15 protein-coding genes are annotated in these 11,391 nt (G+C 37.8%); 12 read left to right on the top strand and 3 right to left on the bottom strand.

Features of this window, described 5'->3' with window-relative positions:
- The first annotated feature begins 183 nt into the window (after nucleotides 1-183).
- The 3 genes from C7B89_RS23035 to C7B89_RS09275 all read left to right on the top strand — a co-directional run bounded on the left by C7B89_RS23035 (nucleotide 184) and on the right by C7B89_RS09275 (nucleotide 1,883).
- Entirely contained in the window at nucleotides 184-348 is a 165-nt protein-coding gene (locus C7B89_RS23035) for a hypothetical protein (protein ID WP_004230164.1), read from the top strand.
- A gap of 99 nt (nucleotides 349-447) precedes the next feature.
- Nucleotides 448-939, top strand: a complete 492-nt coding sequence (locus tag C7B89_RS09270) for a GNAT family N-acetyltransferase (RefSeq protein ID WP_048392934.1) — start codon at nucleotides 448-450, stop codon at nucleotides 937-939.
- 5 nt (nucleotides 940-944) lie between these two features.
- Nucleotides 945-1,883 carry a DUF2268 domain-containing putative Zn-dependent protease gene (locus C7B89_RS09275; protein WP_115673560.1) on the top strand — a complete coding sequence of 313 codons (939 nt, stop codon included), beginning with the start codon at nucleotides 945-947 and terminating at the stop codon, nucleotides 1,881-1,883.
- A 23-nt stretch (nucleotides 1,884-1,906) separates the two neighbouring features.
- Here C7B89_RS09275 and C7B89_RS09280 read toward each other — a convergent pair whose 3' ends face one another.
- Together C7B89_RS09280 and C7B89_RS09285 are read right to left on the bottom strand one after the other, a co-directional pair.
- Nucleotides 1,907-2,386 (bottom strand): DinB family protein, encoded by a 480-nt coding sequence (locus C7B89_RS09280; protein WP_054548622.1) that lies wholly within the window; start codon nucleotides 2,384-2,386, stop codon nucleotides 1,907-1,909.
- A gap of 87 nt (nucleotides 2,387-2,473) precedes the next feature.
- Complete coding sequence (locus C7B89_RS09285; RefSeq protein WP_115673561.1) at nucleotides 2,474-3,091, bottom strand: LysE family translocator; 618 nt, start codon at nucleotides 3,089-3,091, stop codon at nucleotides 2,474-2,476.
- Between the two features lie 213 nt (nucleotides 3,092-3,304).
- Here C7B89_RS09285 and fabZ point away from each other — a divergent pair, with 213 nt between their 5' ends.
- The 4 genes from fabZ to C7B89_RS09305 all read left to right on the top strand — a co-directional run bounded on the left by fabZ (nucleotide 3,305) and on the right by C7B89_RS09305 (nucleotide 5,765).
- On the top strand, nucleotides 3,305-3,730 hold the full coding sequence (gene fabZ / locus C7B89_RS09290; protein WP_004230156.1) for a 3-hydroxyacyl-ACP dehydratase FabZ: 426 nt from the start codon (nucleotides 3,305-3,307) through the stop codon (nucleotides 3,728-3,730).
- A gap of 288 nt (nucleotides 3,731-4,018) precedes the next feature.
- Nucleotides 4,019-4,513 (top strand): hydroxymyristoyl-ACP dehydratase, encoded by a 495-nt coding sequence (locus tag C7B89_RS09295; protein WP_115673562.1) that lies wholly within the window; start codon nucleotides 4,019-4,021, stop codon nucleotides 4,511-4,513.
- On the top strand, nucleotides 4,497-4,955 hold the full coding sequence (locus C7B89_RS09300) for a DinB family protein (protein WP_054548619.1): 459 nt from the start codon (nucleotides 4,497-4,499) through the stop codon (nucleotides 4,953-4,955). The genes C7B89_RS09295 and C7B89_RS09300 overlap by 17 nt, the downstream gene beginning before the upstream one ends.
- Before the next feature lie 63 nt (nucleotides 4,956-5,018).
- Nucleotides 5,019-5,765, top strand: coding sequence for a polysaccharide deacetylase family protein (locus tag C7B89_RS09305; RefSeq protein WP_054548618.1), 747 nt, complete (start codon nucleotides 5,019-5,021; stop codon nucleotides 5,763-5,765).
- A gap of 43 nt (nucleotides 5,766-5,808) precedes the next feature.
- On the opposite strand, the gene C7B89_RS09310 is transcribed toward C7B89_RS09305, so the two are convergent.
- Nucleotides 5,809-6,087, bottom strand: coding sequence for a hypothetical protein (locus C7B89_RS09310; RefSeq protein ID WP_048392921.1), 279 nt, complete (start codon nucleotides 6,085-6,087; stop codon nucleotides 5,809-5,811).
- Nucleotides 6,088-6,218: 131 nt separating this feature from the next.
- On the opposite strand from C7B89_RS09310, the gene C7B89_RS09315 reads away from it, so the two are divergent.
- The 5 genes from C7B89_RS09315 to C7B89_RS09335 all read left to right on the top strand — a co-directional run bounded on the left by C7B89_RS09315 (nucleotide 6,219) and on the right by C7B89_RS09335 (nucleotide 11,325).
- Complete coding sequence (locus C7B89_RS09315) at nucleotides 6,219-6,992, top strand: GNAT family N-acetyltransferase (protein WP_115673563.1); 774 nt, start codon at nucleotides 6,219-6,221, stop codon at nucleotides 6,990-6,992.
- A 300-nt stretch (nucleotides 6,993-7,292) separates the two neighbouring features.
- On the top strand, nucleotides 7,293-8,807 hold the full coding sequence (locus C7B89_RS09320) for a lmo1851 family serine protease (protein WP_048392917.1): 1,515 nt from the start codon (nucleotides 7,293-7,295) through the stop codon (nucleotides 8,805-8,807).
- 68 nt (nucleotides 8,808-8,875) lie between these two features.
- The gene (locus C7B89_RS09325; protein WP_103118099.1) at nucleotides 8,876-9,778 is read left to right on the top strand and encodes a CobW family GTP-binding protein; all 903 of its coding nucleotides are present in this window, start codon (nucleotides 8,876-8,878) and stop codon (nucleotides 9,776-9,778) included.
- A gap of 443 nt (nucleotides 9,779-10,221) precedes the next feature.
- The gene (locus C7B89_RS09330; RefSeq protein ID WP_048392912.1) at nucleotides 10,222-10,911 is read left to right on the top strand and encodes a CAP domain-containing protein; all 690 of its coding nucleotides are present in this window, start codon (nucleotides 10,222-10,224) and stop codon (nucleotides 10,909-10,911) included.
- 102 nt (nucleotides 10,912-11,013) lie between these two features.
- Entirely contained in the window at nucleotides 11,014-11,325 is a 312-nt protein-coding gene (locus C7B89_RS09335; protein ID WP_054548614.1) for a helix-turn-helix domain-containing protein, read from the top strand.
- Nucleotides 11,326-11,391: the final 66 nt, after the last annotated feature.

The following is an 11,391-nucleotide window of genomic DNA, read 5'->3' on the forward strand; positions in this document are numbered from 1 at the left end:
TTGTGTAATATTGGACTTGTTTTTGCAGTGTGTCATTTAGATTAAAACCATCGTGTTGCTAGATATCAAAGTAAAGAAGTTGAAATACAAATTATACAAAGTCACCACCGCTATTAGCAACTTTTTGACAGCGTATATTCTGTATTTGTTCTCGAATACTAATGCTGAAAGGAGGTTTTTTAAATGAAGTTTTTGACATGGGGCATTGTTGGTGCAGCATTATTTGCTGTGATGAAAGGCTACGGAAAATCGAATCAAGGACAAAAGGATAGCTTTCAACAAACAACCACACCTGTACAATTAGTTGCCAATGCGAATCCGCTGACAGCCAATACACCGAAACAGTAGAACAAAAGCTTATAGATTATAGGGATCTATAAGCTTGCTATAATTTTACATAAATATCCTATCATTGGTATAATAAATTGCGAGAAAAGGGGTGTATAGATGCTTCATTTTACAAACTATCATGACGATGATTTAGAAGAAATTCTGCAATTATTTTACGAAACCGTACATAGTGTAAACGCAAAAGATTATTCACAGGCCCAATTGGAGGCTTGGGCACCGTTAGCCATACAGCCAGTTAAAGTAGCGACTTGGCAAAAGACTTTAAGACATAATAAGACCTATGTCGCACGGAAGCATCATCAAATTGTTGGCTTTGGGGATATGACAATGGAGGGGTATTTAGATCGACTTTATGTCCATAAGGATTTTCAAGGACAGGGGATTGCATCAGCCATCGTAGATTTACTAGAAGCAGACGCAAGAAAACTTGCCCTTACCCATATTTACACGGATGCTAGTCTTACAGCGAGACCATTTTTTGAACGGAAAGGATACCAAATCATGCAAACACAAACAGTCGAGCGACAGGGCATATCGTTAATGAACGTTAGCATGGTTAAATTATTTCCTGATGAAAAGGACGGATGAAAAGGATGAATTGTGTAAAGGGTTTTATCGTATTAATGATGTTATGCTTCATACTTAGTGCCTGTGCACAAACAGAAAAGCCTTCTCATGAGAAACCAGATGTAGAAAATATCACGGTTTCATTCGAACATCCTGAAACAAAGCAACCATTTAAAATTATTCATGCTTATGAGCTTTTTCAAAACTATACGGAAAAGGTAGAAAGTGACCCAGATCGTTCGCCATTGGACATCTATCGAGAAGAGGTTGTTGATCCAGTTTATAGTGCATGTTTTGAGAATGGTGAATATATAAACTTGGCTGAGTTGGTGCTAAACATAACGCCTAAACAAATAAAAGATAATCAATTATTAAGTGAAAATATTGAAAGGGAAGCAACGGAAAGGAGCATTAAAGAAGCTCTTTTCAAAGCTTCTGATTTTCTTCCTACAAAAAATGAAACAACCGTATGTGTTTTTCCTGCTACAGATGTAGGGATTGGCATGGTGGCTATAGGGTCAGGTAAAATAACTGTTCTATACAATAAATATTATAATGATGAATATATAAGATATACAATACCTCATGAATATCATCATAGTGTTTTGACTGAAAACCGCCCAAGAACTGAAGGAACCGTATTGGACCATATGGTGTTTGAAGGAAAAGCAGTTATGTTTGAAAAATTAGTCAATCCCGAAATGGATTTAAGGAAAATTGATTTCAATTCCAAAGACTTTTATTGGTCAAAAATTGTAGGAGATCTCGAAAAGAGGGACTTGAATCGTGCATCTGAAATCAATTTAGGTGGAAATGGTTTACCCTATGAATATGGCTACAGTGAGGGCTATAAAATGGTAAAATCCTATCTGGATTTGCATCCCAATGTATCGATAGAGGAATGGACCGCCTTAAGTCCGAAAGAAATTTTTGACAAAGGCAACTATCTTGAAAACTACCAATAAACAAGTAAGCAACAGACCCAGTATCAAACTCGGTCTGTTGCTTCGTTTAGGCATCGATAAATGGTTAAAATCGCTTGTAAATGCATACCTTCATGAAAGATGGTGCGTAACAGTACTTGTTCAATGGTTTGCATACCCATATCAATAGGAGGGAATTCCTCTGACAATCGATGGCCATACTGTTCCTTTAATTGTTCAGGCTGCTGAGCTAAATACTTCTTTAATTCCTCGAAGGATGGCGTTTCGTCGTCAAAATGCTTTGGCGATGTACCAAAGCCAAACCATTTCTTGAGAGCTTCTAAATCTGTATCCTTTTCCTTTGTTAATGCCTCTATCCATAAATATTGATCGAGATAAACATGACCCATATTCCAGCGAATATTATTATGAAATCCAGCTGGGATGATGTTCGCTTTTTCTTCTGATACATGCTCGAGTAAGTGAAGCAGCTCGCCACGATAATTGGCTAGCTGCTGAAATAGATTTTCTTGACGTTGATTCAAATGTAACCCTCCTTTTTAATATTATTGGCTATTAAAACTCCATTTTCCTGCAAAAAAAGAAGAACACTTTTTGTGTTCTTCTCCAATTTATCTACTTTGTGTCTGTAATGCTAAACGGACACCGAGACCGATATAAACGAAGCCAACTGTCTTTTCGAGCCAGCGTGAGCTACCGCTTGTTTTTGTAAAGATTTTTTCGCCAATGAAGCTTGTAATTACTGCGAGTATGATTGTATATAAAGCACTCATCACGACAAATGTTATACCGAGTGTTAGCAATTGGCTTGTGACAGATTGCTCGTTATGCTGAACAAATTGCGGTAGGAAGGCTAGGAAAAACAGTGCCGTCTTTGGATTGAGGATTTCTGCTAAAAAGCCTTGACGGAATGAAGTACTAGCAGGACTTTGTTCAACAGTCGGTTGCTCAATTTTCTTTGGCTTTGTGAGGAGCATCTGAATGCCTAAGTAAACAAGGTATGCCACGCCAATATATTTCACCACTTCAAAGGCAGTGGCTGATTTCATTAAAATAGCAGAGAGACCTAAAACAGCCGCTAATGTATGAACCAAGTCACCAAGACCGATACCTAAAGCTGTATAAATACCATTCTTTTTTCCGCTTTTTAATGTTTGTGTAATGGTAATAATAACTGCAGGACCTGGAATTAAAAATAATAAAAGAACTATTGCGATAAAAGATAACATGCGAAACCATCCTATTCTAATAAACTAATCATTCTAGGGTGAATGCATGGAATATTATATTCTAGCTATTGTGTGGCTGTCGATAAAGAAATATTGAAAAAATAATGAAAAATAATTCAGAAAACTAATGAATAATACTTATTAAATTTTATTACCTAGTACTAATATTTAGTGTTAGAATAAGATTATAAAAAATACGTTGGAGGAATTCATATGTTAACAAGTCAACAATTACAAGCTATTTTGCCACACCGATATCCATTTCTTTTGGTAGACCGTATTGTGGAGTTAGAAGAGGGCAAGCGCGCAATGGGGTTGAAAAATGTAACGATTAATGAAGAGTTTTTTAAAGGTCATTTTCCACAGTATCCTGTGATGCCAGGTGTGCTAATTGTTGAAGCATTAGCACAGGTTAGTGCAGTGATTATGCTGACAAAGGCTGGGAATGAGGGAAGATTAGGTTTATTGGCAGGAATCGATCATTGTCGCTTTAAAAAGCAAGTAAAGCCTGGTGATCAGCTACATCTAGAAGTGGAGATTACGCGTGTGAAGGGCGCTGTTGGGAAAGGCAGAGGGATTGCAATGGTAGATGGAGAAATAGTTTGCGAGACGGATCTTGTTTTCGCTTTTGGATCTTAGAAAATGGAGGTTCTCGGTTAAATTACACATTTATGCTTTATATCGCCGTTTGTATCATGCAAATAGCGCTATTAGCGAATATTACGATTGCTAAAGGCGCTTGGAATGGGGTGACAATGTGGCTTTGTACTGTAGTTTTTGTTTTCGCAACAGCTATTTTTGGATTAAGTAGAGCGCGGCAAAAAGACACTCAAAAATAAACGACTTTGCTTCAATTCGTACTACACGGCTCTCTTTCCTTCATATAGTAAATAGAGTGAAAGTTTTAATATGAGAGGGTGAGGAGGTTTGAGGGTCGCTTTTATAGAACATAAAGAAGAACAGCTACAGCCAGAGCAAGCGTTGGCGCACGATTTCTGTGATCAATTTGTGCAAAAGATGCATAAAAATATATTGCATAAAAAGCTTGATGAGGATGTGTATCAGTCCTATTTTGTTATCCTTCAGCAACAATATACAAGGCAAGAGCTGCGATTTATTGTCCATCTGTTAAAGGTACAGGCAAGTGAGATAATACGCATGAAGCCCATGTTTATTACCATGAGTGGTGTTATTTTATCCGTGTTTACATTGCTTGCTACAACCATGAATAGCAAACTCATGATCGGCATGTCGCTTGTCCAAATCGTTGCATTAGCCGTCTTGAGTTTTAATGTCGCCATTATATGGATTTCCTTTAAAATTGAAATCGAACATAAGCGGGTGCAGGAAGTGATTGCATTATTAGATTATTACGTAACAATTGTTTCAGAAGGGAGTGACCTTCGTGCAAAAGACAGTTGAACAATTACATTATTGGCTTATAAAAGTACCAGAAGTATTTCGTGTGATGACGGAAGCGGAAATAACACAACGACCTGCTCCAAAAAAATGGTCCAAAAAAGAAGTAATCGGTCATTTATGTGATTCGGCTATTGTCAATCTTGAACGATTTCTTCAAATTCAGAATGAAGCTTCACCCTATGTAGTGACTACATACGACCAAGTACAATGGGTCGCGTTACAGGGCTATCAGGAATTACCAATAGAAGATATTTTAATGTTGTGGACAAGCATCAACAAAAAAATCATGTATGTACTGAACCACCTTGATGAAGAGACATTGGCCCAGCCATGTGTGTTGAATCAACAACAAAGGACATTGGGATGGTTGATAGAGGAGTATATGCAACATCTGGCACATCATATCCACCACCAAATTTTAATGAATGAATGTGAAACATAAGCATTTTTTTAGGAAATCCTCAAATAATAAAGTACGAAAATAATTATTTGGGGACGTGAAAATGTGAAAAAGTTTTTATTGCTTTTACTACCACTTAGTCTAATCACGGTATCGCTTTTTTATGTAAAAGTGAGTTCTTCTGAAAATAAAGGAAGAAAGTATTATGAGGAAGCAGGTCAAATTCTTTGGGAAATTCAGACAGATGAAAAAATCATTGCCTTAACATTTGATGATGGGCCACATCCCAAATATACAGCGGATATCCTTGATGTATTGGAAAAATATAATGCAAAAGCAACCTTTTTTATTGTCGGTCAAAATGCAGAAAAAAATCCTGAGCTGATTACAAGAATGTACGAAGAAGGACATGAATTGGCCAATCATACCTATACACACCCTTTAAGAACAAATGTTACCAATTTAATGAAAGAAATACAGCAAACAGATGAAGTGATTGCAGGGATTACAGGCTATCAGCCAACATTATTTAGACCAGTTGAAGGACAATATACCGATGCGATGATTGATGCAATTTCAAAAAAAGGCTATAAGGTTGTTATGTGGTCTTGGCATTTAGATACGCTTGACTGGAAAAGCCCAGGTGTTCATCGCATCGTGAATACCGTTTTAAAAGGTGTGAAAGCAGGCAATATTGTCCTATTTCATGACGGTGGGGGAAATCGAGCACAAACGGTTCAGGCAATGGAACAAATCATACCGGAGCTTGAAAAACAGGGCTATCAGTTTGTGACGGTTTCTGAATTATTGGAAATCCAAAGGACACATAAGAAAATGGAAAAAAAACAGTAGTGTTGAAGCAGAAACGTCTTCAACACTTTTCTTTATGTAAAGGTTATTTAAACATTTTTTTGATGTGTTTAAGCTCAGCAATTAAATAATCAATTTGTTTCTGCATATTATCTATTTTAACTGTTTGATGCCCATTTCCATTGCCATTATTCGTTTGAGAAGAATCATTGTTCGCGTTTTGGAGCGCTTCTAATGCGAGTCCCGCTGCAATGGTTTGTAAACCATCCCCTAATGTTGAAATGGCTGTGCCAATATAGGATAGCTTAGCCGCATAAATTTCTATGGATTCATTGCCTTGGCTCGGTTTATTATTTCTCCCCATTGTTTTTCCTCCTTACATTTGTCATTACTTGCATCATATGCGACAACAAGTGAAAAGGCGATTCCGATGATCGTTGAATGATTCACTAAAAATGGTAAAATTAGTACAATCAACGGATGGGGGGACTAGCATTGACACACCATGTAGAGCTGATTGAAATGAATAGTGAGCTGTTAGAGGGGAAGGGCAGCTTTTGTTTACGAAGCAAGAAAAAAACAGAGGGCTATCAGAACAAAAACAAATGGCTTAATCAACAATTTGAAAAGGGCTTACATTACATACAAGTACTTGAAAATCAAAAACAAGTAGGTTTTATAGAATATACAGACGCGGAATACTCTTCAAGAGTTGTACATGCAGATGGCTATGTGGTGATTCACTGTTTATGGGTAAGTGCAGTGGGTAAGGGCTATGGTACACAATTACTGAAGAGGTGCTTAAAGGATGCCAAGGAACGTGGGAAAAAGGGAGTGGTGGTCATTACAAATGACCAAACTTCCTGGACGCCAAGCAAGGATTTATTTTTACAGCATCAGTTTCAGCATATGGCAACAGCACTCAATGATTTTGAATTATGGGCCTTTCCATTTCATGAAAGCGTTGAACGGCCATACTTTCCTGATAATTGGCAGGAACGATTAACGAGATTTCCTCATTTAACGATTTTACGTTCCTTTCAATGTCCATATGTAGACGTCGCCACGGAAAATATTCAATTAGCTGCCGAAAAATTAGGATTGCAGCCAGTGCTGGTGGATCTTCAAACGAGAGAAGAGCTGATGGAGAAATCACCGACACCATATGGTATTTTTTCAGTAGTTTATAAAGGACAATTGATTGCCTTTCATCGATTAACCGTGCATTCCGTATATAAAAAACTGCAAAAACTCATGAATAATTTCTGATAGGATGCAACTTTTTTGGACACTGGCACGTTATATTCTTATAGCATTTCTATGATTCTTTGAGTTTTTTGTTGACTGCTACTAGGAAATGAGTAAAATTAAAAGGCAGTACCATAATATGCCTAAACTTAGTAGTATGATGGCTGAATAGGTGCTGGAATGCTAGTTATAATGAAGCATGATCGGACAAGGTCTGTCATGAAATTTTGACAGTCTTTTTCTTTTCGTCTTCTGGATAACCTGTTAAGATGGTAGTAGTGTGACAACAAGTTAGTGTAAATGAGAGTGGTGACAATCAAGATGGATGAACAGAAAAAAGAAAGTACAGAACAGCAGCAGGAGCCGACTCCAGCTGAAATAAAGCCGGCAGGACAATTTATACAACTGAAACCGTTTAAATTTATCATGCTAATGTTCTTTACAATTCTTATTACGGCAGGTTTAACAATATTTGCGTTAACCTTTGGTGATAAGAAAGTAGTAGAAGTGAAAGTTCCGATTGAACGAGAGGAATTTACAAAATTATATGAAGCATTTGATTTACTGAAAAATAACTATTACCAAGATATTGACGATGAAAAAGTGGTCGATGGTGCGATCAATGGTATGTTTGATGCATTAGGCGATCCTTATTCCGATTTCATGGTAAAGGAAGAAGCGGATCAATTTAATTCTGGCTTATCTTCAAGCTTCCAAGGAATTGGTGCAGAAATCCAAGAACGTAATGGTTATATTACAGTTGTGTCACCTATCAAAAATTCTCCTGCTGAAAAGGCAGGCTTATTACCAAAAGATATTATCTTAACAGTTGATGGGAAAAGTATTCAGGGCTTAAGTGCAACAGAGGCAGTTGCACTGATTCGTGGCGAAAAAGGAACACCCGTAAAATTAACGGTAAAACGTGGCGAAAATACGGAACCTATTCAAATGACGATTGTTCGTGATGACATCCCAGTCGAAACCGTTTATGGTGAAATGCTGGATGGCAATATTGCCCATATTCAAGTTACATCATTTAGTGAACAAACTGCCCAAGAGCTTGAAAAAATCCTTACTGAGTATGAAGGCAAAGGAATGAAGGGCATTGTATTAGATTTACGTCAAAATCCTGGTGGCTACCTAAAGGCTGCAGTCGATATCTCTAATTTCTTTGTACCAGAAGGAAAGGCGATTGTGCAGGTACAAGAAAAAGATGCGGAGCCTCAAATTACAAATGCCATTGCAGGTAAAAAATATAACCTACCGATTACAGTACTAGTTGATAGTGGCAGTGCTTCAGCCTCTGAGATTTTGGCAGGAGCATTAAAAGAGTCAGTTGGTGCTAAAGTTGTTGGTGAAACATCATTCGGTAAAGGAACTGTCCAAAATGTTACACCATTAAAAGACGGCTCTAATTTGAAATTTACGACAGGTAAATGGTTAACACCGAAGGGCAACTGGATTAATGAAAAAGGAATTGAGCCTGATGTCAAAGTTGCGTATCCATCCTATGCCTCTTTACCATACTTGAATGCCTCTTTAGAAATGAAGACAGGCCTACAATCTGACTCTGTGAAAGCAGCAGAGGAGATGCTTCAGGTGCTAGGGTATGAGCCTGGTGAAGTAGATGGGATCTTTGATGACAATACCGCACAGGCAGTAGAAAAACTACAAGCAGCGAACAACCTTGAAGAAACAGGCATTCTAACAGGTAATACAACGTATGCTTTAATGGATGCATTACGTGCAAAAATGAAAGCAGATGATCCTCAGTTACTAAAAGCGAAAGAGCTTCTTGTAGGAACAGCCGAAAAAACAGAGGAAACAACAAACTAACAATGTAGCTGTCGCAACAGTTGTCTTTCACGGCATCTGCGACAGCTTTTTTTATGGGAGGAACTAATATGAAAGATGTGTACCTATTTAGTGGCTTTTTAGGGAGTGGCAAAACATCCATGCTGACAGATGTCATTCGCCAGCTAAAAGAAAAGAAATTAAAGCCTGCTGTTATTATGAATGAGCTCGGGAAGCTGCCATTTGACTCGCAGGCAGTGGAAAAGGATATCCCGCTAAAGGAGATGCTAGAGGGCTGTATTTGCTGTTCGGGTGCTGAAAAAACAGAGGCACAAATTCAATCTCTTCTATTAGATAGTGATTTTGATGTGCTCATTATCGAAACAACAGGTGCAGCACATCCTGTAGAAGCTTTGGATGCCGTTTTTTCACCGCTTTTTGCAGATCAGCTCAATGTGAAAGGCATTATCACGGTGGCGGATTCTAAGCTCTGGCTACACCGTGATACATTAACACCACAAGTGCGCTCTTTATTTCTGGAGCAAATTCGCCATGCACATCTATTGTTAGCAAATAAAACAGACTTATTAACAGAGGCAGAGCAAGGTCAGGTCGTCTATGAACTACAGGGCTTGAACCCTCATGCCTTTATATTGCAAACGACAAATGGACGCGTACCACTCAGCTTATTAGAGGGGCTGAAGGCAACAACACAGGTCGATAAAGCAGATATAGTTAAAGCGCCAATAGCCTCAATGCAGCTGGGCTCTCGCTTAGTAGATTTTACAGATCAGGAATTTACACAGGAGCAGTTTGAAGATTGGGTGCGTGCATTACCTGAAACGATTTATCGTATGAAAGGCTATGTACCAATTAAGGGCATCAAAAACCCAATGTTGTTCCAATATGCTTATGGAATGGTGCAATGGCTCCCAGAATATATAAAAATGCCAGCAAAACTTGTTATTATTGGAGAGAATGTTAGTGCTTTACCTATTATTGGGGCGAATTGAAGAATAAAGCAACCAGTGAATTTCTGCACGTGAACAACCTGTGTAGCTTTACACAGGTTGTTTTATTTTTATGTAAATGAAATGTAACGCTCTTGTAACACAATTGTAATATTAGGCTAACATGAGGCTACGACACTAGCCATCTCTAGGGTGATGCAAAGAAAATAATGAAGAAAGGCGATTAAAAAATGAGTGTATAAAACATACATTTTTTATTCATATCAGCTGTTTATTTTCTAAAATATTTAAGAGTTTAGGAGGGGTGTCAACCCTCTTTCAAACGTAAGTATTTCATAGATTGGTGAAACCTGCTAAAAAATAACGCGAAAAAAACGTGATTTTTCGCGCATTTTCTTCTTCGTTGGCGTAGTTAGCAGATGTTGGTAAGATTTTAATGAAAATCATCCCTTACGATTAGTGGCAGAGAAGGAGGAATTGCAAACATGAAAAAAACACTAACTGCAATTTGTGCAACATTTCTTTTAGCAGCTCCAATTCAAATAGCTTCTGCTGCTGCAAATACAACAGAGGGGAATTCCGTACAGCAATCAACAAACTGTAATGTTTATTATTATAAATGGTCAAACAATAATCATAAGTGGACGATTAAACTTCCACAGGCATCTACACCATCTAATGAGACGCCAACAACAAATAATACAACACCAACAAAGCCAAATAATAATCAATCATCACAAAATGAAAAGCCAGCAACACCACCAACTACTTCAACACCATCAACAACAACTTCAGATGTGGACGCATTTGAACAAGAAGTAGTAAAATTAACAAACGCTGAGCGTACAAAAGCTGGTTTATCACCACTTCAAACAGATGCAAAATTAATGGCTGCAGCTCGTGAAAAATCACAAGATATGCAAACAAATAAATATTTCTCACATACGAGCCCAACATTTGGTTCACCATTTGATCGTATGAAAGCTTTAGGTATCGCTTATAAAGCTGCAGGTGAAAACATTGCTCAAGGTCAACGTTCACCACAAGAAGTAGTACAAGCGTGGATGGACTCACCAGGACACCGTGCGAACATTTTAAACGGTAAATTTACACACATCGGTGTAGGTTATGTGAAATCAGGTAACTACTGGACACAACAATTTATCCAAAAATAATCATTTATTAATAGAAAGATGCTCTATAAGTCTATAAAGGCTTATAGAGCATCTTTTTTTATTGAATTAATGGTAAAATTTGATGAGAAAGGGAGGATAGAATTGAAACAATATAGCATAGCAATGGCGATTTTCTCATTAGCCGTGTCGTTTTTAATAGGAAGCTGGCTCATCGCCACTAGTTTAAAAGAGCAGCCAAAGGAATCCGTGCAACACCAGCTATTGTCACAACAAGAGGCAGCTGATTATTTAGGAATCAGTGTAGTGGAAGTGCTAAAATTAACAGAAGTGCCAGACGGATCTAATAGTTACATAAGCGAAATCCCTCATGTAAAGGTAGGGGACAAAGTCTATTATCCAAAGCAAGCCATTGATCGCTGGCTATTGGATATGGAATTAATCGTAGTACCTTAAGAAAAACATATGAACTATTTCTTTGGATAGGGGCATCACTTAATAAAAAAGAGCGCTCCCTCCAGC

It is taken from the genome of Lysinibacillus capsici (assembly GCF_003367505.1).
Taxonomy (GTDB): Bacteria; Bacillota; Bacilli; order Bacillales_A; family Planococcaceae; genus Lysinibacillus; species Lysinibacillus capsici.